This is a genomic window from Scytonema sp. PRP1, assembly GCF_036697665.2.
In the GTDB taxonomy this organism is placed as follows: Bacteria; Cyanobacteriota; Cyanobacteriia; order Cyanobacteriales; family Nostocaceae; genus Kalymmatonema; species Kalymmatonema gypsitolerans.
In genome coordinates this window covers 1-25,275 of record NZ_JBAHYJ020000016.1, presented here as the reverse complement: position 1 = coordinate 25,275, position 25,275 = coordinate 1, and the positions used below count along the sequence as shown (strand labels likewise).

The 25,275-nt window shown below is 43.4% G+C and carries 20 protein-coding genes and 1 pseudogene; 5 read left to right on the top strand and 16 right to left on the bottom strand.

Annotation, left to right across the window (positions count from 1 at the left end; genetic code table 11):
* Positions 1 to 280: 280 nt before the first annotated feature.
* The 4 genes from V5G28_RS02535 to V5G28_RS02520 form a co-directional block, all read right to left on the bottom strand.
* Positions 281 to 478 carry an NblA/ycf18 family protein gene (locus V5G28_RS02535; RefSeq protein ID WP_041034419.1) on the bottom strand — a complete coding sequence of 66 codons (198 nt, stop codon included), beginning with the start codon at positions 476 to 478 and terminating at the stop codon, positions 281 to 283.
* Between the two features lie 652 nt (positions 479 to 1,130).
* Positions 1,131 to 1,856 (bottom strand): PP2C family protein-serine/threonine phosphatase, encoded by a 726-nt coding sequence (locus V5G28_RS02530; RefSeq protein ID WP_332996621.1) that lies wholly within the window; start codon positions 1,854 to 1,856, stop codon positions 1,131 to 1,133.
* A 16-nt stretch (positions 1,857 to 1,872) separates the two neighbouring features.
* Positions 1,873 to 3,558 carry an ABC1 kinase family protein gene (locus V5G28_RS02525; protein ID WP_336229523.1) on the bottom strand — a complete coding sequence of 562 codons (1,686 nt, stop codon included), beginning with the start codon at positions 3,556 to 3,558 and terminating at the stop codon, positions 1,873 to 1,875.
* Positions 3,559 to 3,668: 110 nt separating this feature from the next.
* Positions 3,669 to 3,995: a DUF6825 family protein gene (locus V5G28_RS02520; protein WP_096570113.1), complete on the bottom strand. Its 327-nt coding sequence runs from the start codon at positions 3,993 to 3,995 to the stop codon at positions 3,669 to 3,671.
* A 168-nt stretch (positions 3,996 to 4,163) separates the two neighbouring features.
* Here V5G28_RS02520 and V5G28_RS02515 point away from each other — a divergent pair.
* Positions 4,164 to 4,904: pseudogene (locus V5G28_RS02515) on the top strand (CHAT domain-containing protein); the annotation flags it as partial.
* 163 nt (positions 4,905 to 5,067) lie between these two features.
* On the opposite strand, the gene abc-f reads toward V5G28_RS02515, so the two are convergent.
* From abc-f to V5G28_RS02500, 3 genes are all read right to left on the bottom strand, one after another.
* Complete coding sequence (gene abc-f, locus V5G28_RS02510; RefSeq protein ID WP_332996616.1) at positions 5,068 to 6,735, bottom strand: ribosomal protection-like ABC-F family protein; 1,668 nt, start codon at positions 6,733 to 6,735, stop codon at positions 5,068 to 5,070.
* 443 nt (positions 6,736 to 7,178) lie between these two features.
* Entirely contained in the window at positions 7,179 to 8,891 is a 1,713-nt protein-coding gene (locus V5G28_RS02505; RefSeq protein ID WP_332996614.1) for a diflavin flavoprotein, read from the bottom strand.
* 151 nt (positions 8,892 to 9,042) lie between these two features.
* Complete coding sequence (locus V5G28_RS02500) at positions 9,043 to 10,767, bottom strand: diflavin flavoprotein (protein WP_332996613.1); 1,725 nt, start codon at positions 10,765 to 10,767, stop codon at positions 9,043 to 9,045.
* Between the two features lie 147 nt (positions 10,768 to 10,914).
* On the opposite strand from V5G28_RS02500, the gene V5G28_RS02495 reads away from it, so the two are divergent.
* Entirely contained in the window at positions 10,915 to 11,715 is an 801-nt protein-coding gene (locus V5G28_RS02495; protein ID WP_332996611.1) for a pantothenate kinase, read from the top strand.
* Here the strand turns inward: V5G28_RS02495 and V5G28_RS02490 are convergent.
* The 4 genes from V5G28_RS02490 to V5G28_RS02475 all read right to left on the bottom strand — a co-directional run bounded on the left by V5G28_RS02490 (position 11,712) and on the right by V5G28_RS02475 (position 15,012).
* The gene (locus V5G28_RS02490) at positions 11,712 to 12,512 is read right to left on the bottom strand and encodes a hypothetical protein (protein WP_332996609.1); all 801 of its coding nucleotides are present in this window, start codon (positions 12,510 to 12,512) and stop codon (positions 11,712 to 11,714) included. The genes V5G28_RS02495 and V5G28_RS02490 overlap by 4 nt on opposite strands.
* Positions 12,513 to 12,522: 10 nt before the next feature.
* Positions 12,523 to 13,185: a PEP-CTERM sorting domain-containing protein gene (locus V5G28_RS02485; RefSeq protein ID WP_332996607.1), complete on the bottom strand. Its 663-nt coding sequence runs from the start codon at positions 13,183 to 13,185 to the stop codon at positions 12,523 to 12,525.
* A gap of 291 nt (positions 13,186 to 13,476) precedes the next feature.
* Complete coding sequence (locus V5G28_RS02480) at positions 13,477 to 14,289, bottom strand: alpha/beta fold hydrolase (protein WP_332996604.1); 813 nt, start codon at positions 14,287 to 14,289, stop codon at positions 13,477 to 13,479.
* A gap of 228 nt (positions 14,290 to 14,517) precedes the next feature.
* Positions 14,518 to 15,012, bottom strand: coding sequence for an NUDIX hydrolase (locus V5G28_RS02475; RefSeq protein ID WP_332996600.1), 495 nt, complete (start codon positions 15,010 to 15,012; stop codon positions 14,518 to 14,520).
* 675 nt (positions 15,013 to 15,687) lie between these two features.
* On the opposite strand from V5G28_RS02475, the gene V5G28_RS02470 reads away from it, so the two are divergent.
* A complete protein-coding gene (locus V5G28_RS02470) occupies positions 15,688 to 15,852 on the top strand; it encodes a hypothetical protein (RefSeq protein ID WP_169154005.1) in 165 nt (54 codons plus the stop codon).
* 73 nt (positions 15,853 to 15,925) lie between these two features.
* Here V5G28_RS02470 and argH read toward each other — a convergent pair whose 3' ends face one another.
* Positions 15,926 to 17,314, bottom strand: coding sequence for an argininosuccinate lyase (gene argH, locus V5G28_RS02465; RefSeq protein WP_332996597.1), 1,389 nt, complete (start codon positions 17,312 to 17,314; stop codon positions 15,926 to 15,928).
* A 50-nt stretch (positions 17,315 to 17,364) separates the two neighbouring features.
* Positions 17,365 to 18,117: a hypothetical protein gene (locus V5G28_RS02460; RefSeq protein WP_332996595.1), complete on the bottom strand. Its 753-nt coding sequence runs from the start codon at positions 18,115 to 18,117 to the stop codon at positions 17,365 to 17,367.
* Positions 18,118 to 18,581: 464 nt separating this feature from the next.
* Between V5G28_RS02460 and V5G28_RS02455 the strand changes: the two genes are divergently transcribed.
* Positions 18,582 to 19,478, top strand: coding sequence for an AraC family transcriptional regulator (locus V5G28_RS02455; protein ID WP_332996592.1), 897 nt, complete (start codon positions 18,582 to 18,584; stop codon positions 19,476 to 19,478).
* Positions 19,479 to 19,760: 282 nt separating this feature from the next.
* Positions 19,761 to 20,702, top strand: a complete 942-nt coding sequence (locus V5G28_RS02450) for an SDR family NAD(P)-dependent oxidoreductase (RefSeq protein ID WP_332996590.1) — start codon at positions 19,761 to 19,763, stop codon at positions 20,700 to 20,702.
* Positions 20,703 to 20,743: 41 nt separating this feature from the next.
* On the opposite strand, the gene larB is transcribed toward V5G28_RS02450, so the two are convergent.
* The 3 genes from larB to V5G28_RS02435 form a co-directional block, all read right to left on the bottom strand.
* Positions 20,744 to 21,517 carry a nickel pincer cofactor biosynthesis protein LarB gene (gene larB / locus V5G28_RS02445; protein ID WP_332996587.1) on the bottom strand — a complete coding sequence of 258 codons (774 nt, stop codon included), beginning with the start codon at positions 21,515 to 21,517 and terminating at the stop codon, positions 20,744 to 20,746.
* A 133-nt stretch (positions 21,518 to 21,650) separates the two neighbouring features.
* Positions 21,651 to 23,468 carry an ABC transporter substrate-binding protein gene (locus tag V5G28_RS02440; RefSeq protein WP_332996585.1) on the bottom strand — a complete coding sequence of 606 codons (1,818 nt, stop codon included), beginning with the start codon at positions 23,466 to 23,468 and terminating at the stop codon, positions 21,651 to 21,653.
* A 129-nt stretch (positions 23,469 to 23,597) separates the two neighbouring features.
* A partial coding sequence (locus V5G28_RS02435; RefSeq protein WP_332996582.1) for an ABC transporter substrate-binding protein occupies positions 23,598 to 25,275 on the bottom strand: 1,678 nt, incomplete at its 5' end.

Sequence of the window (25,275 nt, the reverse complement as noted above, 5' to 3'; positions counted from 1 at the left end):
GATCGATGAGTCAAGCACTGTTTCAAAAGAACAGGCACAGCTATTTGTGTAACGCTAGCGTGCGACAAAGCAAGAGTTTGCCGAATGCACATAGGCAGTGACTCGCAATGTCAATTGAAACGATATAAGGTATACAGCCAGTTTATTTGGTTAGATGAGTTATATTCTGTAGATTCTCTAATCACAATCGCTCATTTGAGTTGACGCCCCGACATCCCCAGCTCTTTTCCTCCTTGGAACTAAGCAAGAGAAGGAGGTCGCCTACTACGGCGCTACAACTCTATGCCAAACTGGAACCAGAATCTAGCCCCCACTGATGCTTGAGAAGCTCCTTATAGGTTGCTTCCCGCACCATCATCTGTTCGTAAAGCTTAACTAAAAAGTCTTTAGCTTGATCAGGACTCATGTGCTGCACTTGAGTAGCAAATGACCGGATGCTGAATTGTTGTTCAAGGCTTAGTTCGATAGGTTGGTTCATAATTAACTCCTAAAAGCAAAAAAAGTAAAAGTGATATAGCTGTCTGAAGACCAATAGGGTTAAAAAGAGGACTTTTGTTTGCCGGACATTTGTACCTCCGTATTACGAAAGATAACAATTGTTTGACTAATTGCCCACACCCTAATGGGTAGTTTTTTAGTTGATACACCTTGTTCCTCAGCCCACTGATATAGATCCCAAGTCTGTTGAAGCAGATTTCGGAAAAATATAAGTTTTTATACCATGCATGGTGGCTGGAACTCCCTTATTCCCTGTTTGAGATCAAGTGTAGGATTTGCAATGTCATGAATTTTACGTTGCAACAGTGACAACATAGGCGCAAGCCACTGCGCCCTTGTCCTCTACACCTTGCCTTCTTAAGGGATGTAAGGTAGGTAAGTAAGATTGAATTATATTCGTCTTACCTTATGAGGTGCAAGATGTCAATTACACAAAACGCTTGAATTAGCCTCCCAAGTTAGAAATTTGGGAGGCTAAAACTATATGTATCAAATTGTAAATGAGAAAAATGCTCAAATTGAACAAATTTTGAGTGGGTATAGGGAACAGGTGACAAAATGTAGGGTACAGGGGGAAAAAATTTGTCACCTAAACTCTAAAACTAAAAATTTATCACCGCTACCCCTATTTCCTAGTTCAGTGCGACTATAACGACTGTGATGTTATCGTGTCCACCATGTTGTTTGGCAGCTTCAACGAGGCACAGAGCAGCCTTGTCTACCAAAGAGATTTCTTTGAAATAGTCAGCAATCTTCGGATCGGCGAGTTCTTCTGTTAAACCATCACTGCATAACAGGAGGCGATCGCCCGGTTTCACATCCAGTTGTTGCACTTCAATCTGACGTAGATCTTCACGCCCCAAACAGCGGGATAATACATGACGAAAAGGATGAACCCGAGCTTCTTCTGGCGTAATTTCACCCATTTTCAGAGCGCGGGCGACCCAAGTATCGTCTTCCGTGAGTTGCTCTAATTGGGAATTACGAAAGCGGTACAACCTTGAGTCACCAACGTGAGCGCACAAAGGCGGCTCTTTCGGGCGAAAGATAACGGCCACAATCGTTGTCCCCATGTCCGAGCGTTCCGGATGATTTTGCTGATCGAGCAAAATTGCTTCATTTGCCTGTAACAAAGCTTCCTGTAATAACTGCCCAGAAGGTTTAGAGGAATTCCAATTAGCACCCAAATACTCCTGAATTTGCCCAGTAGCAATGCGGCTTGCTTGCTCGCCTCCTGCATGACCACCCATGCCATCGGCGACAATGAAAAAACGCCCCTCTGGGTCTATGTAGTAAGCATCCTGATTATTAGAACGAATAAGTCCCGGATCGCTAACACCGGTAAAATTAAGTTTCATATACTTTTTACAACATTTATGACATACGGTCGTAGCGGTCGAGGCGCATAAGTAGTCGAATCAGCAAGCCTGACACTGCGGCTGCAATTATAAACCCAAGCATCGCCAACCATACATATTTTTGTACCAATAATATTGTGGCGCTAAGTGTAAAACCAGCCACAATTACAGCGTAAGTCGTGCCTAACTGAACATTGGTTTGCCGTCGCAGCAAGCGTTCTGTTTCTAAAGACCTGACACGCACGCGTATATCTCCCCGTTCTAGCTTTTCTAGTGTCTCTTCCAGCCTGCGTGGTAGTCCTAGTGCAGTACTGCTTACCTGAACTGCTTGACGGCTCAATTCATTGAGAAAGGTATTCCCCTCAGAACCATTCATATTGGTCATAAGCTGCATCGCATATGGTTTAGCAACTTCCATAAAGTTAAATTCTGGATCTAACCCTTTCCCTACACCTTCGAGTGTTGAGAAAGCTCGCATCACGAAAGTGAAGGTCGCTGGAAATCTAAATGGTTGATCATACGCTATTTCGTACAAGTCGTCACTAATAGCGGCTACCGATTGGTTTTCAAACGGCTGATCCATAAAATGATCCAGCATATACTGGACGGAACGCCGCACAGGTCCCATATCTTCTGTAGGTGCCAGTGCCCCCAAATCAACCAGAGACTTGACAACGCGATCGCCGTCTTTTGAAGCAATGCCAAACAGCGTTTGCATCAGTCCTTCACGCACGTTGGTCTTAATGCGCCCCATCATCCCAAAATCATAGAATATCAAAGCACCAGTCGGACTGACGGCAATATTGCCTGGATGAGGGTCAGCATGGAAAAAGCCATTATTGAGTAGCTGATGCAGGTAAGCTTCGGCACCCTGGCGGGCAATGACTTTGCGATCCAAACCTGCTGCTTCTATTGCTTCATATTGGCTGATCTTTATTCCAGGAACATACTCCAGTGTCACCACCCGTGACGAAGTGTAACGCCAGTACACACGCGGGACTTTCACCCATTCGTAGCTACGAAAATTGCGGCGAAAAGTATCAGCGTTGCGCCCTTCATTGAGATAATCAATTTCTTCCCAAAGAATGCGACAGCACTCGTCATAGATTCCCATCCAATCTCGCCCCCGCCCCCAATTGGGATGGTTTTGGAAGTAGCGGGCAATTCCTTTAAGAATCCGCAGGTCAATCTCAAACAGTTTCTTTAGCCCTGGACGCTGCACCTTGACAACAACTTCTTCCCCCGAATGAAGCACAGCTTTGTGTACTTGTCCCAAGCTAGCAGCAGCCAAGGGTATCGGTTCAAAACTTTGGTAGAGTTCGGGGATTTTCTTGCCTAGTTCTTGTTCAATAATTGTTTCTACCTGCTCATAGCTAAATGCCGGCACTTTATCTTGTAGTTTGGCAAGTTCTTCGACATATTCGCTGGGGAATATATCAGCACGGGTAGAAAACAGTTGCCCAACTTTGATAAAGGTTGGTCCTAAATCTAGCAGGGTAGTGCGAATCCATACTGCTTGAGCTTTACGTCGAGCAGCTTGCTTGGCTTCGGTAACTCCTCCTGGGTAACTCCAAGATTTGTTGTATCGCCAAAGCTTGAACATCAAAAGCAAGACAAACGACCAAATGTCTAAAAAGCGGCGTCTACGAGAGTAGTTTTCGCTATTCCAACGGTATGCCTTATCTGAATAACCTTTTTCCATATGCTTTGCGTACCGCTGGTTTTTGACCGAGTCAGTAGGAAGAAAAGACACTCTAATTCCAAAACTGTTTCTCTCTCATTTTCTAGTAGAAAGGTTGCAATGCAACGTCTCTACAAAGAATTACTGCTGCGATAGCGTTGTAATTCTGTTCGTAATGTGGCAATTTCTGCTCGCAAATCATCAATCGTGGCTTGCAAGTCAACTGACGCTGAACCGGGTTCTCTATAGCTTGTCGTTTGAGCAGCACCAGCAGCTTCGGCTGCACGATTTGCTCGCTCCAGGACTTCGTCTGTAAAGTGTCGCAGTTGCTCTTTGGTTTCAGCATCCCATTTGCCGAGTTCCGAGAGAGCATCAGTTAAGGCGAATTCCAACTTCTCGGTAAGAACCTCAGCCGCTGCTCTACCAACGAAAAATGCTTGTAAAAGGGGGTCACTCATAAATTTTTGTTACGTTCATCTGCAAAAAATTATAACTTGCCCGTCTGCTTTACTGCTTATGTCTGAGTGCTTGGCTTTTGTGGCAAAGGAAATTTGCCTTTGCAGATTTTTTCACAATTGTTATTTTGTAGTCTACATTACCAGTATCCAACGTAGTTCGTAGGCTTATTGCCAACTTGGAGACAGGAAGTTAGTAGGGACAAGTCACTCGCTTCGCTCAAATTCAAAATTCAAAATTCAAAATTATTAATTAGTGGGAGCAAGGAAGCGCTACTATCTGAAGTCGCTTTAAGCTTGGCAGTGCGTCATCGTAAATTAGTAACTCCCAAAGACAGGGTAAAAATACTAGCAGTTTTTGGCAATAATCAAACTTCGGGGAGTGAGACCAAAATTGGTATAGATAAAGATTGGGAATTACTGCAAAAGTACTTATCAAATGCAGAATTTATCCCCGCTATACAAGAGTCAACTTTAGAGGAATTACACGATCTGCTTTGGGAGCAAAACCCAGATATTTTCTACTATGGGGGTCATAGTTCGATTGAAGCAGATGGCAGAACTACAACAATTAATATTAGACACGATGAAAAAATACAAATTAATGATTTAATTCAAGCATTGAAAAGAGCAGGTGAGCGGGGTTTGCAATTGGCGATTTTCAATTCTTGCGAAGGTTTGGGAATTGCACGACAACTGGCAGATTCTACTATTCCCCACGTGATAGTGATGCGGGAACCTGTGCCAGATGAGGTAGCAAGGAGATTTTTGGAGTATTTTCTCAGGGAATTTGCTAAGGGAAAGCCTTTGTATTTGGCAGTACGAGAAGCAAGAGAAAGGATGGGGTATCTGGAAAGTAAATTTCCAGGTGCGACTTGGTTGCCGATGATTTTCCAAAATCCTGCTGAGATACCTTACACTTGGGGAAAAATTCGTGGTATCCCGACTATCAGGGAATCGATTCAGCCTGAGCAAACGGGTGAATATTCGGGCGTAGGAAATGAAAATCAGCAGCCACAAACAAAAGGCGATGATTCATCCATGAGTCAACAACAGCAATTTGCAACCAATGAAGTCAATCAAGATAATGTAGTTGATTCCACAAACAGAATGACTTGGGCACCAGGACTTTTATTGCAAGTAATTCTTGATAATAATGCTCCGATTCACTGGGCAAATATGTCGTCACCTGCAACGCTTGCTCACTCAACTTGTAAGCCTGAGTGATATTAATCCGGCTTAAGAAATCCAAATCGTGGGAAATAACCCAAAGCGCACCTTGGTACTCGTTGATACCTTCTACCATTTGGTCAACCGTTTCAATATCTAGATTATTCGTCGGTTCATCGAGAATTAGCAGGTCAATTTCCGAAATGCTAATCATGGCGATCGCCAATCTTGCCAATTCACCTCCACTCAACACCGATGCGCTTTTGTGTACGTCATCGTATTTAAAAAGGAAGTGTCCCAACTGCTGCCGTAAAAGCTGATAATTTAAATTGGGATTGGCAGCTTGCATATTTTCTAGAATCGTCTGCTTTCGATTTACGAGTTCATACGTTTGATCCAGGTATACGGCTTGCATTGTGGGAGCAAGTAAAATTTCACCTGACTCCAAAATCGCTGTTGTACTATCCCTGTGCAAAATTGCCTTTACCAAACTAGATTTACCTGAACCATTAGCGCCAGCAATGGCTATTCTGTCACCAGAGGAGATATGAAGGTGGATGTTCTTAACCAGCAGGTTTTTCCCCACCCAAAGATTTCCTTCTTGAATATCAATAAGATTTCGGTGTTTTTGGCTTGTTTGTTCCAGTTGAATACTCGTCGCCTTCGTCGTTCTTACCTTCGTCTGTGCAACTTGTTGAGTAGCATTTGCTACTGCTGCTTCATGTTTCTTTTTGGCAATCCCTGCGGACACCTGGGCTTTGGATTTAAGCAGTTCTGCTGCTTTTCTGTCTACACTACCCTTAAGAACCTTGGCGCGACCATTTCTGCTAGATTGTGCTGCGCGTTGCTGCTCGTGTAACGCCGTCGTTTTGGCACGTTTGAGTTCTTTTCTCGCCACTTCGTGCGATCGCAATCTTGCCTCTAACTCTATTTCTTTTTGCTCTCGGTACAAAGAAAAATTTCCTCCATAAACTTTCACACCTTCTGGTGTAAGTTCCCAAGTTATATCAGTAACTTGGTCTAGAAAAAATGGCTTGTGAGAAACAATGACAAACGCTCCCTCAAAGTTGTTAAGAAAAGACCTCAAACTTTCTAGCGCCATCAAGTCCATATGATTTGTTGGTTCATCCAGCAATAACAGCTGAGGTTCAAAAGATAAACCGATAGCCAGAAATAACTTTGTGAGTTCCCCACCACTTAAATTCAAAAGTGGTAAGGATAAGTCAAGGGTAGTGCTGAATTGCGCCTGCAAAATTTCCTCAATTTTCCACCATTCCTCAGAAACAGAACTCACAAAATTGAGCACTGTATCTGCTTTAATGTTCTGTTTGATGGTACTGATTTGAGGCAAATAGTAAACGGTTCCATTTCGTGTCACAGAACCTGTGGTGGGGTTAAGTTGACCTGCAAGAATCTTTAACAGAGTAGATTTACCAACACCATTGGAACCGACTAAGGCAATGCGTGGGCGATCGCCCTGCACAATGTTTACCTGAACATTTTTAAATAAAGTCCTCGTAGTGCTGAGTTGATAAGCTAAATTCTCAGCAAACAATATTGATTTTTTCTGCATAATTTTCAAACTTCAAAGTGGCTCAACTGTAGCTACCTGTTTACTTATAGCCAGTTGCGGTTATCTGTTTTGGCATTAAATAAAGACGTAAATTTATCTTTGTCCTCGCCTGTGCAAATTTCCGCATCTAACGTTCACACGACAGGTGCTTGTAGATATAAGTTGTTCAAAAGTTTTTTAACTAAGTACAGAATTTCACAAGTTCGTAACGAATTAATTTCAGAAAGGCTCTGCGTTACTCTGCGCTGACTCCCTTCGGGTATGCCTATGGCTAACGCCACGGCTATCGCCGAACGGCACGTCTGAGCGCAGAGCGCACGCTACGCGAACGACGAACACCAGTCGCCTGCTGTCGGGAAACCCTCCTGCATAGCGCTGGTTCACCGCGTCTCTCTGCGTTTTAAAACGCTACGAATTAATGCAAAGCTGTACTTAGTATCACCTTAATAATGGTTACCAGATTTGCGGTGATGCACAGCGGTAACACCATCATCATCTAGCAATTTGCCGTTATCCACAGTTGCATAAACAAGCCAATGATCGCCTGCTTCCATCCGGTTTTTTACGGTGCATTCTAAGTATGCCAAAGCATCAGTGAGAACGGGAGAGCCATTTTCGGCTTCTTGGGCGGATACACCATCAAATCGGTCTTGTCCTGGACCAAAGGGTTTGAGAAAGTGCTTCATCAACCCTATGTGATTTCCTTCTTTAAGAACATTGAGGACGAATTTGTTTCCAGAGTGTGTCAGTAGTTCCACAGCGCGGTCTTTAGCGACAGCAACTGTTAAAGCAGGAGGGTTAAAGCTTGCTTGAGATACCCAAGAAGCTAACATGGCACTGGATATATCGCCTTGCTTTGCTGTAAGAACGCATAGTGAACCAACAACACGCCCAACGGCTTGTTCAACATTTGTTGCGGGTTGGCTGGGAGTACGGACTTTTTTAGCTTTCTTCAGGACTTGGGCAAAGTCGGTTCCTGCTTCTTCACACATTTGCAATGTGGCATCGTTGGGTTTAAACTTGACGCGGATGGTGTCAAAACCAAACCGATATCCAGCATCTTTGAGTTTGCCTTCGATTAAATCAACAGCTTCTCCACTCCAACCGAAGGAACCAAAGACACCTGCAAGTTTGTTGTTAGTGGCTGTGGAAAGAACAATACCCAAAGCTGTTTGGACAGGAGTCGGTGCATGACCGCCAAGGGTGGGGGAACCAATGACAAAACCAGATGCTTTTTCAACTGCAGCGCGGAGTTCTTCAGGGTCAGCAAATTCGCAATTAATAGATTCTACAGCAACGCCTGCTTTTGTCATGCCACGGGCGATCGCCTGCGCTAAAGTTGCTGTGTTTCCATAGGCTGAGGCATAAATCAACGCTACCGTTGTATCAGCAGATGTTTGCTGCTGACTCCACTGGCGGTAAGCTTTCGTTAGCTCGATTAAGCTATAGCGTACCAAAGGACCGTGCCCAGTTGCATACAATCTCACGGGCAGGTCGGCAAGTTTATCCAGCGTTGTTTCCACTTGACGAGCATGAGGAGCCATCAAGCAATCAAAATAATAGCGCCTATCTTCGTTAAATATCTCCCAGCCTTCATCAAAAACCTGGTCGCCACAAATATGCGCCCCAAAAAGCTTATCTGTGTAGAGAATTTCCGTTTGCGGGTCATAGGTGCAAAGTTGGTCTGGATAGCGGGGGTTGGGGGTGGGGATAAATTGCAAATTATGACCTTTCCCCAAATCTAAAGTTTCTTCCCCCCGCATCACGATAACTGGCAAATCTGGATTTTCCAGTGCGCCACGCAAATTTTTTGCCCCAGGGTTAGAACAAACAAAAGTTATTTGCGGTGCGAGTTCCAGCAAAGCTTTTAAACTTGCGGCGCGGTTGGGATTGACGTGACCGAGAATGACATAATCAATATCTGTTAAATCGAACCGCTGCTGCAAGGCTTCTAAGTAAATTTGCGTAAACGTTTCCCCTGGAGGGTCAATAACGGCGGTTTTGTCTGCTTTGATCAGATATGAATTGGCAGTTGTCCCTTTTGCTAGAGCATATTCTATTTCAAATCTCAGGCGTGACCAACTGCGGGAACGAAGCACAGTTGTGTCTGTAGCGATGGGGAGAACCTGAACGTCACGGGGTTTTGTAGATGTCATGGCTTTTGAAAGAAAGGAAAAGGAACCGCAGATGTAGACGCCCTCCTGTCGGCTTCCGGTATAGGGTATGCTGATGCACGCAGATGAATTCAGTTTTTATCTGTGTGCATCTGTCTGCATCTGTGGTTTTTTATCTTTAGTAATTATCTTTTTAGTAATGATTACCAACTTTACGATGATGAACTGCGGTCAGCGCCTCCGGTTTGGAAACGCGTCCTGCATAAACGGTGCTGTAGACAATCCAGTGGTCGCCACCATCCATCCGACTGATAACTTCACACTCCATATATGCCAAGGCGTCAGCAAGGATAGGCGCACCGTTTTCGGCTGGCTGGGTTTTCACTCCTTCAAAGCGGTCAGCACCTGGGGCAAAGCGTTTGAGGAAGTGCTTCATGAGGCGTTGATAATTGCCTTCTTCTAGGGCGTTGAGGACAAATTTATCACCTACTTGCATGAGTGATTCAATCGCCCTATCTTTCGCAACAGCTATGGATATTCCCAAGGGTTTGAAGCTGGCTTGACTTACCCAAGAAGCTAGCATGGCGCTGGATACATCACCTTTTTTGGCAGTGATGATGTATAATCCGCCGCTGATTCTGCCTAATGCTTTGTCAAGGTCAGCACCGAGAGATTTCATCTGCTTGATGCTGCGATCGCGTGTCACCCACTGTCCTAAGTCTGTCCCCGCTTCTTCACATAGTTTGTATGTCGCTTCCCCTGGAGTTTCTTTAATCCGAATTCCTGGGAAGGCTGCTGTTAAACCCAAATTTCGGAATTGACTCAGGAACGGGTCGATCGGTTCGTCATCGCCACCGCCTGATTCAAAAATGCCCACAGCTTGCTTTTCATTCACAGAGCCTAAAATGGTGCTTACAGCAGGTTGGATACTGGCTGCACTAGAAGCTGGAGGTATTCCGACGACAATGCCGGCACAGCGACCTACAAGTTCTCGCAACTCTTGTAAATCAACTCCAGCACGCAAGTCTACCATTTCTACACCAACACCAGTTTTGGTGATACCGCTGGCAATTGCTTGTGCTAGGCGATCGCTATACCCGTAATCGGAAACGTAAAATACCCCAACAGTCGTTTCTGCTTTTGCCTGGGTTTTGCTCCAACTGCGGTAGCGTCCTGTCAGTTCGCCAACATTATGGTATAATAACGGCCCGTGACCTGTAGCAATCATGCTGATTTGTTTCAGTTCATCCATCCGTTTGAGCGCAGACAGAACTGAACGGGCATTGGGAGCCATCAAGCATTCATAGTAATATTCAAAATCTGCTTCAATCGTTTTTAAGTCTTCGTCAAAGGTGCTATCCGAGCAATAGTGCATCCCAAACGCATCGCAGGTGAAGAGAGTTTGGGTTTTGTGGTCGAAGGAGAAGATGGTGTCGGGCCAGTGTAAATTAGGTGCAATCACGAATTCTAGTTCGTGTCCGTTGCCCAAATCAAGGCGATCGCCATTTTTGACAATTTGCCGCTTAAACGGAGTATGGACCAAATTTTCAAGAAACTGGATTGCCACTTTGGAACCAACAACGGTAACATCCGGCGCGAGTTGCAGAACATCTTTGACTAAACCGCTGTGATCTGGTTCAGTGTGGCTGATAATGAGATAATCAATCTCTGCTGGATTAATCAGACCTTTGAGGGTATCTAAAAACAGCTGGCGAAACTTTTCATGAGAGGTATCGACCAGAGCTGTTTGCTCACCGCGTATCAGGAATGAATTGTATGTCGTACCATTTTGCAGACCAAACTCGATGTCGAAGCGATCGCGATCCCAATCCAGAGAACGGATTGCCGTCGTATCGGGAGCAATCTCGACAGTCTGCATGGTGAGCCTTTTTTTTGTTCTTTCGGTGAGCGCTACCATAACCAGCCTCCTTAGCAACTGAGTATTTATTACTCTGTCCCTATTGTGACACGAGTTAATTGTAAAGTTTTAATAAATAATCTATAGATAACTTAAAAAAACCAAAAGTTTCACGTAAGGGTGAGGAATGTAGGAGTTCAACAGCAGATGAGAGACGAGAAGCAGACAACTTGGTTGGGGTTAATGATTGGAAATTCCCGGCTGCATTGGGCGTGGTTTACACACAAAACACTCATTCGTGCTTGGGATACAGACTATCTACCAGCAGATGTTGTCCAGCAACTGTCTGAATCTCAAACACTGCAAGATCTAATTTCAGAGAACCTTCCTCTCAATACTCTCCCCACTCCTCCACTCCTCCTCGCCTCTGTCGTTCCCAGTCAAACAGCACTCTGGCAAACTTACCATAATGTTCATATTCTTACCTTAGACCAAGTTCCTATCAAGGGGATGTATCCCACACTGGGAATTGATCGCGCCTTAGCTTTATGGGGTGCTGCACAGACTTGGGGTTTTCCCATACTGGTGATTGATGCTGGAACAGCACTGACATTTACAGGTGCTGATGATAACCAATGTTTTGTGGGAGGCGCAATTCTTCCAGGACTAGGCTTGCAGCTGGCGACTCTTGCTGGAACAACAGGACAATTACCAAAAGTTGAACTTCCCCACCAACTTCCCGAAAGGTATGCTCTAAATACTCAACAGGCTATGCAAAGTGGGGTTATTTACACTTTAGTAGCTGGAATAAAAGATTTTATTGAGGCGTGGTGGCGCGATTTTCCGCAAGGTAATGTTGCAATCACTGGAGGCGATCGCACTTTGTTAGTAAAGTATATGCGATCGCAGTTCCCTGAAATTGCAGCGCGTTTGATGGTGGAACAGAATTTGATATTTTGGGGAATGCGATCGCCGAAGGCGGGGCGTAGCCCATCGCTATTTTTTTAGATAGCTAGCGGCTTGTTTCTGTCCGAATTGCGTTTGAGTAGTAAACCTGCAAGAGCAATACCAAAAGCTAATATACCTAAGCCAGAGTCTGATTCAGGGACAACTTGCTTACGGACAACTTGAAATTGGGTAAATTCCTCAATTCCAACCGACACTCGCGTTATGGGGTCAATTAACATAACACCAAGACCTATAAGGTCCGAAGGGTAGGAATTAGGGTCATCGGAAAGTTTTGGAAGGTTTCCTGCGTAGCCTACACCAATATTAATCACACAGGTGAAATTAGTTCCCCTTGCACACCCAGCTGGATAATCAACACCAGCAAGAACCGGACTACCAGGAGGACCAAGAAAAATAGATGGGATAACTTCCCAGTCAGCAGTTTCACCGCTCACCTGAAGCTGTGGTGATGAAAAAGAGAAGTTAGAAACAGCATTGGAGTATAAAATCCCTGGATTTTCAGGTCCAAGTCCTAAAGCTGGCTCACCAGAGGGGGGAGTGTCTGTATCCAAGGTAAATGTTCCTGTTGCACCACTTTGACTCTTTAAGCTAAAGTCAAGTAGAGCAGCTTGAGCTGGATTTACAGCTACAGTTCCCAAAGTTATAAACGCTGCTCCTCCAACAGCCATAGATAACCTTTTCATACCGATAAATATTTGCTTAATCATGCGATTGCACCTTGGTAGTAAACTATTTGCAATTCCAGTTTCCTGAAATTGCAGCGCGTTTAAGTGTGGAACAAAATTTGATATTTTGGGAAATGCGATCGCCTTCGCGTACGGCGGGACGTAGCCCATCGCTATTTTTTTAGATGGCTAGCGGCTTGTTGCTGTTCTTCTTACGTTTGAGTAGTAAACCTACGCTCCCAATACCAAAAGCTAATAAACTCAAGCTAGAGCCTGGTTCAGGAACAGCTTGCTTAGGAACAACTTGAAGATTGGTAATATTGTCGGTGAGCAGCCGCTCTTGAGTTGTGGGATTATACAATCTAATAGCAGCACCTCTAGAGTAGGAAAGTGGATTGTCAGAAAGTACGGGAAGTTCTGAAAGATTTCCTGAGTAAAGTACCGCAACGTCAAATAAACAGGTGAAGCCTGGTGCTGTTATGCATCCGGGTGGATAACTAACACCGCTAAGAACCCCCAAATTAGCAGGAAAACCTATAAAATCAGAAGTAATAGATGGGACAACATTAAAGTCAGTAGTGACGTTGCTCAAATTTACATAGGGTGCAGAAACAGAGAAATTAGAGACAGCATTAGGATATGAAATCCCTGTAACCCCAGGTCCAAATATACCTGGTTCAGAAGAAGAGGGAGTGTCGGTGTCCAAGGTAAACGAACCTGTTGCACCGCTTTCAGTCGTAAAGCTAAAGTCTAATAGAGCAGCTTGAACTGGCGCTGTGGCTCCAGTTAAGAGAGCGATAAATGCCGCTCCTGCAACAGCCATAGATAGTTTTTTTCTTTCCATGTATCCCCTGGATGATTAATGAAAACAATCTGGTAATCGAGAAAAGTTAATCATTTAGCTTGATTTTTGAGCTTTGTAATCTATTGCCCATAGTGCCTATAGGTAGATATAAAAAGACTCAATTTTAAATTTTTAATAAAGTTTTATTGTTTTTTTTGTAAAGCTAATACTTAATATTTGCTGCGTAGATATGATATCTGTCACTCTACTTTTTTGCTGCGGTTGCGTGGCGATCGCCAATCGCTCTTTGTTACTATATTTGCAGTCTCAGAAAGTTGGGCTTGCAGTAAATTACTCACGCTTGATAAAGTTGCGAATATCTCCAGCCACAACTGGGGCGCAGGACTGTGGTAAATCGTTTCCTCCGTGAGCAATTGTTTTCAACTGTGCTTGAGGAATATATTGAGCATAAGCCCGACTCATGGCTATAACTTCTGAGGTGTCTTTTCCACCTTGTAGAATGAGAACTGGGACTGTAATGAATGACAATTGGTCATCCAGCAATTCTGCCTGAATTTCTGGATGCTTGCGCTCAAAGAGGAGCTCACAAGCTGTGGGATATTCCAGCATCACCTGATGAAAATGCCAATCCTGTTCAATTTGTTGATTCAAACCAAAAATTTTGGTGATGGGACGAAGAAGTCGCAACAATTGAAACACCAGTGGTGGACGTTTCAGTATCCGCTGCATTCTCTGCGATCGCTGTTTTTGTCCTTCTATCTTTATACCCTCTGGCGCTAGTAGTACCAAACCATTAATTTGTTCTGGATACTTCAAAGCATAACTAGCAGCAATCCAACCCCCAAGGGAATCTCCAATTAAATACACTCTTTGTTGCTTTAGAGCGTGTAGGAATTGAGCTAAACACTGAACTTGCAAATCAATTGAATAGTGGACATTCGGAAACTCTGACTCACCAAATCCAAATAAATCTGGAGCAAAGCAATGGAAATCCCGCGACAGCATCTCCATAACAGATACCCACTGGCTGCTATCATTCCAAGCACCATGTAAAAAAACTAAAGACGTTCCTTCACCAATTTCACGCCAGAAAAGTATCCCTTGAGAAAGCCTTATCCGGGAATTACGCAATGGATAATCCATATTATTTAATTATTTAATATAAGAGTTATTTTTAGCAGACCTTGAATTGGCAATTGTAACCTGTTAATTCTGAGTTGGTAGTTGTAGAGACGCGCCATGGCGAGCCAGCGCCCTTTGGAGGGTTTCCCGACAGAGGCGACTGGCGTCGCGTCTCTACATTTGTTAGTTGTTCTACTAACCACTAACTACTAACGAGTCTTAATCCAAAAGCCAAACTCTAAAATTGCATTATGCCAATGTTGTCAAGCCATCCACATAGTCTTGTAACTGGCGATTATGGTCGTGAGACATCTGTCCTGGAGGTAGGGAATTGAGTGGAAAAGCTTCGATTTCCATCACCTCCAAAGTATCTTGAATTTCCATTTTTCCCCGCACTTCTGCTTCAACTACAATACAAATGGAATGAATTCTAGGATCGCGGTCTGGTGCGGAGTAAACACCAACTAAACGCCGAATTTTTACCAGTTCTAGTCCGGTTTCCTCCATCAGCTCTCGTTGGACAGCATTGGGAACATCTTCTCCCCAGTCCACCATACCCCCAGGTAATGCCCACAGACCATTGTCACGCCTGCGGATGAGCACAATTCGACCATCTGGCAAAATAGGGATAATACTCGTGCCTGGGATAGGATGACGGAAGATAATGCCCAGTACGGTTTGTCCAATACGCCATAAGTTACGTGTGGACTGAACAGTCACACCAAAAAAAGCAAGAACGTTCAATTTTCAAATGTCTGCCTTGTAGTGTAGAGTTCCCCCGCCACTCACATCTCAACTGTAAAGCTGAGTTGCTTATTGTACAACAATGTTTGTGGTTTGGGGTTTTATTCTAACGATTTATCGTAGAATTTAAATTAATTCTACCATTTACTGAAAAGAAAAACAGTGTATTTATATATACATATAATTTTCAGTTGATGTGATTTTTAGGTTATAGCAAAAGCATTATACTTGCTGTCACTAGCAGCAAAATCTGTTTTTTGATACAAAATCATCAGAGAAATAAAAAAAATCAATAAGTTCAATTGAAAACTCAAATCAGTCCTGCAAATATATTTTGTATTTTTACTTTTCTACAATTTTTTCATTACAATTTATCTTGGTCAAGGAGCAGCTTTCCCTAATAACCATAATGCTGAGGCAGGGTTCTGATTAGCTATCAAATTGGGATGCTCCCGCAATTTGAGCATTCGCAATACACAGAACTAGCAATTGTCAGCAGAGTGATCATTCTGAAGAGCAATTGACATCAAAAAAATAAATGTGCTACTATTATTGACCGTCTGAAAGTATGTAACTTGCAGAACTAGGCTAAAATTGCATAAGTCATACTAATAAGTGTTATTGCCTAGATTGAGCCTAGAGGCAGTTTTTTTGTTGTTTATTCATGAGGTGAATATGGCTAAGCGCCGTAATCCAAAAAAAGAAAAGGCGCTACGGAACCAGGCATATGCCCGAAAGTTTCGTAAACGAACCACAACAGGGCGTTTCCAAAGAAGGTTCCAACAACGACCGCCGAAGAGTGAAGAAGATGAGGGCGCAGCAACAATTGATGCTGAATAAGTTACCAGTTGAAATGTTTTTTGCCCTATAGCTCTTTCGGGTGTCAGGGCGTACATTTGTACGCCCTGATTGATTATTCAGCGGTAATTTGAGCGCGAGCGGCAAGAAGTGCTTGCCTGACTTGGGCAAAACCTGTGCCACCGTAGCTATTACGAGCAGCAACGACTTGCCGAGGCGATATCGCCTCATAGATGTCCGCTGCGAATGCTGGATGCAGTTGCTTCCACTCCTCCAAGCTCAGATCTTTAAGGAGTTTCCCGGCAGCAATACTAGTTTTTACCACTTTGCCCACAAGATTATATGCTTCCCGGAAAGGTACACCTCGTGCGGCAAGATAATCTGCTACATCGGTAGCGTTAGAGAAGTCTTCTGTGACTGCTTGTGCTAAGCGCTCTTGACGAAATTCCAAACCTTCTTGGAGTAAGATCGTCATTGCTTGCAAACAAGCTTTAACAGTATTGACACTATCAAATAAGCCTTCCTTGTCTTCTTGCAAATCTTTGTTGTACGCCAAGGGTAGCCCCTTCATGATGACTAACATTGCCTGGAGATGACCAAATACACGTCCAGTTTTCCCCCGCACCAGTTCCGGTACGTCGGGGTTTTTCTTTTGGGGCATAATGCTAGAACCAGTAGCGCAGCTATCGTTGAGAGTGACAAAGCGAAATTCTTCTGACGCCCAAAGAATCACCTCTTCTGAAAGACGGCTGAGGTGAACCATAATTAGGCTGCTAGCACAGAGAAATTCGATGGCAAAATCGCGATCGCTCACTCCGTCCAGGCTGTTTGCATAAACTCCCTCAAAATCCAAAAGTTGGGCTGTATAGTGACGATCTATGGGGAAAGTTGTTCCAGCCAAAGCCCCACACCCCAAGGGTGAGATATTCACTCGGCGAGAAACATCTGCTAAACGTTCCCAGTCGCGTTGCGCCATATGAAAGTATGCCAGCAAGTGATGAGCTAAACTGAGAGGTTGAGCGCGTTGCAGATGCGTATAACCAGGAATCAGGGTTTCAACGTGGTTTTCAGCGATATCTAGTAAAACTTGTTGAAATTCTCGCAGTTGATTGCGGATTTGTTGAATTTGATCGCGCAGGTAAAGTCTAGTATCAGTGCCTACTTGGTCATTGCGAGAACGAGCAGTGTGTAGCTTTTTACCTAAATCGCCGACAATTTCCACAAGACGCCGCTCAACGGCAAAATGCACGTCTTCCGCTTCGATACCTGGGTGAAATTTGCCTTGGCGATATTCTTGGCGAATTTGCTCTAAACCCGCAACGAGTTGCTCTCCTTCTGCTTGAGAAATAATACCAGTGTGAGCCAGCATTTTGGCATGAGCTTGAGAGCCTGTCAGGTCGTACTCTATTAATTCTATGTCAAAATTAATACTAGCATTAAACCGAGCTATTGCAGGATGGAGTGCTGATTCAAATCGTTGACTCCAAGTTTGTTGTTCTGTCATGGTGTGAGAAAATTATGAATGCCAAATTATGAATTATGAAATAATTAACGTTAATCTTCAATGACATCCACCCAAAACCAGTTCTGATTGATTTTGAAAGAATCTAAGAGCCAAACATAATAAGTTAAATTTCTCACTCCAAAGATGTGTTTTTCGATGGATGTCCCAGTATCTAACCTATACATCCAAGCTGTGTAATTTGGTTCTCCTTTAAACTTACCAACACTGGTAAAAAAAACAATTATTTTAGCTTTCTTATCTTTATCAGCTACTATATTGATTTCTCCACCTCTTTCACCACTTTTAGAAAGATGTGCATACTGAGGTGGTAATTGCATCTGGTAAACTTTGTATAAAATATGTTGCTCTAACTTTATTCTTTGGGATTCATTTGGTTGTAAATCTCCAGATTTTATCATGGCAACTACTGCTTCACGCTCTCGTAGATGAGAATAAAAATCTGGTAGGATAATAGGATATTGAGCTAACCATAAACTTATAAAAGTAAGTAAAATTATCAGTAAAAGAACTATTGCTTTATATTGATTGCGTTGAAAGTTTTGTAAAAAATACTGAACTGAAAAAATAGAAATGACGATAAAAAGTATGAATAAGCATAGAAAATAAGCACTTTTATCAGTGAATTTAGTATAATTTAAACTAATAGATAATAGAGAATAAAAGAGTGTATAGTTAAAAGAATGAGGCAAAAATAAACTTCTAAGTAAAATTAACAAAACACTTATAAATAAAGATGAGTTTAGAATAACAAGCCGCCGTTTTCGTAAATTATCTCTAATCATTTAAGTATCCTAAAAATAACTCATAAAAAATGACAAAATCTATTTCTTGATTAGCTATGCTTACACTGCTTTTATGGTAGGCATTGCTTACCAATATCTCAAATTTCCATCACATAAGCTTTTCTAAGAGGAACACCCGAACATTTGTGGTCTAATCATAGAAGAAGCGCTGTAAGTGACAAGAAATTTAGTAATTATCTAATCAAACAAACTTTTCAATTAAATTGACTCTCCCACAGGGATTTTGTTCCAAGAGAAAAATCTCGTATCTACTTGATGAATAGCTGGAAATCAATCTCAAACTAATAGTTTCTTAAAGTTTGGATAAATAGAGTTTTAGAAAAATGTTTGGCGTGATTCAGTATGGCTTATCCCCAGTGAATAGTATGGTTGCCAAGCCCTACGCGGATTGATTGCCCTATATATCAACTTACTTTGAAAGTTAATAGGGAGAGGTGAAAATCATGTTTGAGGATAAGCCTAAAACTTCTGATCCCCTAAAGACAGTCGTAGCAGATATCCTACCCAACCAGCCTATTGTTGCGAGTCAGCCGCAAGCATGGAAGGGCATTATCGTAGAACACCATTCTCAGCCGCCGTTTGAAATTCCTGAGCATTGCTTGCCACAACATCTCATTGCCATTCAAACTGGACCTCCTATTAAGGTAGAAAATGTGGTAAATGGACGCTTCCAAAGCGGGTATTCTGTGAGTGGTGATCTAAGTATTCTGCCTGCTGACCTGCTCAACTGGGAACGTTGGTATGGAAAAGCCGAATATATAGCTATACGCCTTGAGCCAGAATTGGTTGTACAAGCCACACGATCGCTCGAACCCAACCACATTGAAATTATTCCACATCTGAGAATCCGCGATCCACTCTTGCAACAGATAGGGTTAGCACTGCTAAGAGAAGTCAAAGCCGAGGGAACCATAAGTCGTCTCTACGCTGAATCAATGGCGACTACGCTAGCGGTTCACCTCCTGAAACATTATTCTGCATCTCCACCAACTATTAAAAATTACACCAATGCTTTGCCGCCGTCCAAATTGCGAGAAGTCATCGAGTATATCAATGAAAATTTGTCGCAAGATTTGTCCTTGGCTGAACTCGCCGCCGTTGTTAATTTGAGTCCAAATTACTTTGTCACCTTGTTCAAACGCTCAACTGGTTTGTCTCCTCATCAGTACGTGATTCATTGCCGGGTTGAGCGTGCTAAGGCACTACTAGCTGAGAATAAGTTACCTATTATCGAAGTTTGCGATCGCGTAGGATTCCAAAATCCTAGTCACTTCACAGCAGTATTTCGGCGGTTCATGGGAACAACGCCAAAAGCGTATCGGGAAGAAACCAGAAATTAGGCATTCACACCAAAATCTTAGTGATGCATTGCCAAGCTAATTTCGTAAGATTACGACATTCAGCGCAAGAATTGGCAAGACAGCAAGAGCCGGAGTTCTGTATGATTGCTACCGATTGAGGAACCGAGGAGAAATTATGGCGGTTCTCAATTGAATAGAATACAGTTTTAGATTCTTGTGGGATGGGCATCCTGCCCGTCCTATTATCTGGGCGGGCTAGAAGCCCACCCCACAAGATTTGTATTGCACTCAAACGAGAACCGTTATAGCTGTAGGAAAGCGATGAGCAACACAAAAGATAAGAACCAACAATCAGGAGACAGTGGAAAAAGAAAAAATTCTCGGATGACGCGGCGCGAAATGATTGGCGCAGGTGTCGTAGGACTAGCAGCAACAGCAACAGCTCAAAGTGCTTTTGCCAACACCCAAAAACCAGTAGAACCAGAAAGCGGTAAGGTAAATTCTAACGGTAGATTCAAAGACAAGGTTGTACTGATTACCGGAGCAACATCAGGCATCGGCAAAACTACTGCTTACGCTTTTGCCAAAGAAGGAGCCAAAGTATTCTTTTGTGGTCGTCGCACCAATCTTAGCGAAGCAAATGTTCTTGAAATTCAAGCTTTTGGCGGTGAAGCCACTTATATGCAAGCGGATGTCAGAAAAGAAACTGATGTCAGGAATTTCATTAATGGCTGTGTCCAAAAGTACGGTCGCATTGACATTGCCTTTAATAACGCTGGGATAGAAGCTCCACCAAAGGCGATCGCCGAATTGTCTTTGGAGGAGTGGAATAATGTCATAGCAACTAATGCGACAGGCGTTTTTCTTTCCATGAAGTATGAAATTCCTGTGATGCAGCGGCAAGGTGGCGGTATCATTGTCAACACAGCTTCAGTCGGCGGACATCAGGGATTTCCAAACATTGCGCCTTACGGGGCGAGCAAGGCTGGAGTCATGTCTCTTACAAGAACTGCAGCTATGGAACTCACGGGTAAAAATATTCGTGTCAACTCCTTTTCTCCCGGTGCGGTTGACACGCCTATGTTGCGTCGAGCGTTGAGTTCTTGGGGTACGACGACCCAAGCCACTGCTAAAGATTATCCCATCAACAGACTGGCAACCCCAGAAGAGATGGCACGAGTTGTTATGTGGCTGTCTTCCGATGATGCTACGATTATGGTCGGCACCGATATCGATGCAACAGGTGGTTATCTTACCAAATAGTGAAGGTGGCAGATTTTTCCACAAATAGCGTGGATAGAATTCTAATTCCTTAATTTATAAGCTGTCCGCAAAATTTGCCCCGCCAGTACTGCCGCACCAAAACCATTATCAATATTCACCACTCCCACACCAGCAGCACAAGAATTGAGCATTGTCAAGAGTGGCGCTAAACCCCCAAAACTTGCCCCGTAACCAATGCTGGTAGGAACAGCGATCACAGGACAATCTGCCAAACCTGCAACCACACTCGGTAAAGCACCTTCCATCCCCGCCACGACAATCAACACGGATGCTGATTCAATGACATGGCGGTTATTTAACAAACGGTGAATTCCTGCAACTCCCACATCCCAAAGGCGCTGCACGCGGAAACCAGAAAGTTCTGCGGTGACAGCAGCTTCCTCAGCAACAGGTAAATCCGCAGTGCCTGCAGAAAGAATCCCAATTGTGCCAGGATACTGTGGTTCAATGGTAGGCGGAACGATGGCACAAATTCGTGCTAAGTCGTAGTAGTGCAAACCATTAACTTTTGTTTCCAGTGCAGCAAAAACGTCTGGTTCTATGCGTGTTGCCATCACCACTGGGTTGCGTTGGCGCATAGCTTCCATAATTTGAGCAATTTGCTCTGTAGTTTTGCCTGGTCCCCAAATGACTTCTGGGAAGCCAGTTCTTAAGGCGCGATGATGGTCAATTTTGGCAAACTCACCGACAGGTTCATAAGCTAAATTTTTGAGTTTTTCTAATGCTGCATCTGGGGTGATGTTACCATTGGCAACGGTTTCTAAGAGCGATCGCAAAGATTTCTCATCTGTCATTTGTCTGTTTTCCTTTGTCGCTTGTGAGTCACTGCGGTGGACGGGTTTCCCGGCATAAAGCAAGTGACGAACCCGAAGGGTTCTTTGTTGAGTAGTCCTTTATCCTTGGTAACAAATGACTAATTACTAATGACTATTGTGCGACTTTAATTTCATACTTGTTCCACAACGCTCCTCTTTGAGAACCCATAGCAGAGAATTTGACATTTTCTAGGCGATCGCGTATCGCTGCTAATGATAAAGGATTCACCAAATAAACGAAAGGTAAATATTCCTGTGCGAGACGTTGCGTTTCGGCGTAAATCTCCTTACGCTTGTTTTGGTCAAACTCTTGTGCTGCTTTTACATAAAGACGACCAATTTCTGCCTCCCAGTCTGGGACTTCCCTACCAATGAGCGGTTCTCGTCCTGGTTGTGATTTTTGGTTAAAGACGTGTAATCCACCATCAGGTGTCCAGACATTTGCTCCATCATGTGGTTCTGGTCCTCCAACAAAACCTCCTATGTAACATTCCCAATCGAAGCTATTCGCAAGCTTGTCTGTGAGGGTATTGAAAGTAATCGGATTAAAATCAGCTTGAATACCAATTTTACTTAAATCTTGCTTTATTTGTGAACCCATTGTGACACGGGTTTTATTTTCAACATTAGTTAACAGAGTGAAACGTACGCGATTACCATCAGCATCTAACAATTCGTTTCTAGCATTATATTTAAAGCCTGCATTTAATAGTAATTCTTTAGCTTTTTCTGGATTGTAATCATACACTTTCACATCTTTGCTTGGAGGAGTATAAAATGGGCTTTGAGGCTCAATCGGTGAATCTTGGAGCGTACCAATTCCCCGAAAGACGTTAGTCAAAATTGCTTTTCTGTTGATAGCGTGGGCAACTGCTTGCCGAAATGCCAATGTATTAAACCAACGAGATTTAACCGGATTAATAAGAGGCTGTCCGTTTTGTCGCCGACCTTTGTTTAAATTGAAGGAAATAAAAGTTGTGGTAAACTCTGGACCACCGTTATAGATAGTAAATTTTCCCCGTTTTTCTTCCCGTTTCAGTAAGGAAAAATTTTCAGGAGTCACAAGAACCGTATCTAATCCACCAGAGCGAAATTGCAGAATCATCGTATCCGTTGATTCTATAATTTGCCAAACAATCCGCTCAACGTAAGGCAATTGATTTCCTTGACTATCTTTGCGCCAGTAATAAGGATTGCGCCGAAACACTACACGCTGGCTGGGAGTATAACTTTCTATTTTATAAGGACCATTAACAATAACTTTTGCAGGGTCGGTACCTGTTGTCCAAGTCGAGACAAATTGAGGATTACCATTTGCATCCTGAGATTTGATAGATTCTTCTAAAGCGTGTTTTGGTAAGATAGCAATTGAATTTGTTGAACCTCCTGTCGTTGTATAAAGAAAAGGTGAAAAAGGTTCGGGGAAAGTAAATTCAACTCGACGATTATCTATTTTTATTATTTTAGGAAAAGCTCCACTCGAACCAACTTTAACCCCATCTTTCCAATCAGTAGGAATTTTTGGGTTGAAGATAATATCTTGATAAGTGAAGATGACATCATCAGCAGTTAGTGGTTCGCCATCAGACCATTTCAAACCCTCGCGTAGGGTAAAAATAATGCGCTTTTTATCATCAGAAATATTCCATGATTCAGCTAATGCTGGCTCAATTTTGCCCGTTATAGCGTTCAGGGTTGTCAGTCCTTCAGCCGTAAACAAAAAAACGTGAGGATACTCTTGATTGAAAGCGTAGTTAAAGGTTTTTGGGTCACCAATAGTACCTGTTACCCATTGGGAGACTTGCGCCGCATTAGTCTTGAATTTGGCTGGGTTGCAGCTGGTGAAAATTAACTGGCAACTCAGCCATAGAGTTAATATCAGTACAATCGAAAGCCAGCGGCGACGAAAAGGTAAGAGGGCAAATATCATGGGAGTGAAACACTAATCTCTTCGCATCATACACCTTGGATGCGTAATTAGTGGGTGGTGTCAATCCTACGTTAAACAAACCCAGTTTCTTTGGGAAACCGGGCTTGTAAACCCAAACAGAGAATAGAATTAACTAGCCTTGCTGTTGACAGCTTTCAGTTCATAGACGTTCCAAAGCGCGCCGCCATAAGCAGAGTATTTTACTCCTTCGATGCGATCGCGCACCGCCGTCAGAGAAAGCGGTGTGAACAAGTGAATGTAAGGGACATATTCTGCAGCAATGCGCTGTGCTTCCCAATAAATTTGTTTGCGCTTGTCTTCGTTTAACTCTTGCGCTCCCTCAATATATAAGCGACCGATTTCTGCTTCCCAAGGAGCGACTTCTCGACCTTCTAGGGGTGGTTGTCCTGGTCCTGCTTTTTGATTAAATGGGTGGAACTCACCATCGGGAGACCAGAAATTGGCACTACTGTTAGGATCAACACCACCGCCAGTAGTAGCACCAAAAAGAGCTTCCCACTCAAAGGTATTGCCTAGCTTATCTCCCAGCGTGCTAAAGTCAATCTGCTGGAAATCCACTTGAATACCAATTTTAGCCATATCTTGCTTCATTTGCGAACCTACAACCTCAGCAGTTCTGCTACCAGTATTCGCTAACAGCGTGAAGCGGACTCGGTTCCCATCAGCATCAAGTAACTGTTTTTTTTCGTTGTATTTAAATCCTGCTCCCAGTAGTAGTTGCTTTGCCTTTTCTGGGTTGTAATCATAAACTTTTAAACCTTGTTTGGGTGAAAGGTAGTAGGGGCTTTTTACCCAAGTCCCTGAGTATTGCAGTTCGCCCAACCCTCGAAAGGCATTATTCAGCATGAGTTCGCGGTTTATACCGTAGGCTACTGCTTGTCTAAAAGCAACGTTGTTAAACCAGCGAGACTTAATCGGATCGACAAGGGGCTTTCCGTTCCGACGACCTTTGTTGAGATTGAAGCTAAGATAGATAGTGCCAGTATCTGGTCCACCGTTATAGATGCTAAAATTCCCTCGCTTTTCTTCGCGCTTGAGTAAAGAAAAATTCCTTGGCTGCACTTCTATGACGTCTAACCCCCCAGAGCGAAACTGCATTAAGTATGTATCGGGGTTTTCCACAATTCCCCAAATTATGCGCTCAATATATGGCTGTTGATTTCCTTGAGCATCTCGTCGCCAGTAATAAGGGTTACGTCGAAACGTTACGCGCTGAGTCGTTGAGTAGCTCTCCAGCATATAGGGACCATTAGAAATAATTTTTTTTGGATCTGTACCTGTGTCCCAAGTAGACAGAAACAGGAGATTTCCATCTTTGTTTTTTGTAGTAACCGACTGGCGCAGTGCGTGTTCTGGAAGAATTGACAACCCTCCAACTGTTCTCAATAACGGTGCAAACGGTTCCGGGGCAATGAATTCTACTCGGCGCTCATCTAATTTGCGGACTTTTGGCAAAGCACGACTCTTACCGATATAAAGTATATCTCTAATGCTTGTGGGAATACCTTTGTTGTAGTAAACGTCATTGAAGGTAAAAACAACATCATCTACTGTTAGCGGCTCCCCATCCGACCACTTCAGCCCCTCTCGCAGGGTAAAGACAATCCGCAGTCCTTCTTCTTGCCAAGACTCAGCCATACCTGGTTGAAGTTCGCCAGTCACGCCGTTTTCAGTCAACAGTCCTTCATATATGGGACCAAAAACATTGGGTGACTCGTTGCTCAGTACTACGTTAAAGGTCTTTGGATCAGCAGTAATAGAGTATACCAACTGGGGGACTTGTGCA

Coding starts and splice junctions, on each gene's coding strand:
- V5G28_RS02490 (WP_332996609.1), bottom strand. CDS start 12,512: ATGGGCTACGTCCCGCCGTACGCGAAGGCGATCGCATTTCCCAAAATA.
- V5G28_RS02455 (WP_332996592.1), top strand. CDS start 18,582: ATGTTTGAGGATAAGCCTAAAACTTCTGATCCCCTAAAGACAGTCGTA.
- V5G28_RS02485 (WP_332996607.1), bottom strand. CDS start 13,185: ATGGAAAGAAAAAAACTATCTATGGCTGTTGCAGGAGCGGCATTTATC.
- V5G28_RS02505 (WP_332996614.1), bottom strand. CDS start 8,891: ATGACATCTACAAAACCCCGTGACGTTCAGGTTCTCCCCATCGCTACA.
- V5G28_RS02500 (WP_332996613.1), bottom strand. CDS start 10,767: ATGGTAGCGCTCACCGAAAGAACAAAAAAAAGGCTCACCATGCAGACT.
- V5G28_RS02525 (WP_336229523.1), bottom strand. CDS start 3,558: ATGGAAAAAGGTTATTCAGATAAGGCATACCGTTGGAATAGCGAAAAC.
- V5G28_RS02520 (WP_096570113.1), bottom strand. CDS start 3,995: ATGAGTGACCCCCTTTTACAAGCATTTTTCGTTGGTAGAGCAGCGGCT.
- V5G28_RS02460 (WP_332996595.1), bottom strand. CDS start 18,117: ATGATTAGAGATAATTTACGAAAACGGCGGCTTGTTATTCTAAACTCA.
- V5G28_RS02530 (WP_332996621.1), bottom strand. CDS start 1,856: ATGAAACTTAATTTTACCGGTGTTAGCGATCCGGGACTTATTCGTTCT.
- argH (WP_332996597.1), bottom strand. CDS start 17,314: ATGACAGAACAACAAACTTGGAGTCAACGATTTGAATCAGCACTCCAT.
- V5G28_RS02440 (WP_332996585.1), bottom strand. CDS start 23,468: ATGATATTTGCCCTCTTACCTTTTCGTCGCCGCTGGCTTTCGATTGTA.
- abc-f (WP_332996616.1), bottom strand. CDS start 6,735: ATGCAGAAAAAATCAATATTGTTTGCTGAGAATTTAGCTTATCAACTC.
- larB (WP_332996587.1), bottom strand. CDS start 21,517: ATGACAGATGAGAAATCTTTGCGATCGCTCTTAGAAACCGTTGCCAAT.
- V5G28_RS02535 (WP_041034419.1), bottom strand. CDS start 478: ATGAACCAACCTATCGAACTAAGCCTTGAACAACAATTCAGCATCCGG.
- V5G28_RS02480 (WP_332996604.1), bottom strand. CDS start 14,289: ATGGATTATCCATTGCGTAATTCCCGGATAAGGCTTTCTCAAGGGATA.
- V5G28_RS02495 (WP_332996611.1), top strand. CDS start 10,915: ATGAGAGACGAGAAGCAGACAACTTGGTTGGGGTTAATGATTGGAAAT.
- V5G28_RS02450 (WP_332996590.1), top strand. CDS start 19,761: ATGAGCAACACAAAAGATAAGAACCAACAATCAGGAGACAGTGGAAAA.
- V5G28_RS02470 (WP_169154005.1), top strand. CDS start 15,688: ATGGCTAAGCGCCGTAATCCAAAAAAAGAAAAGGCGCTACGGAACCAG.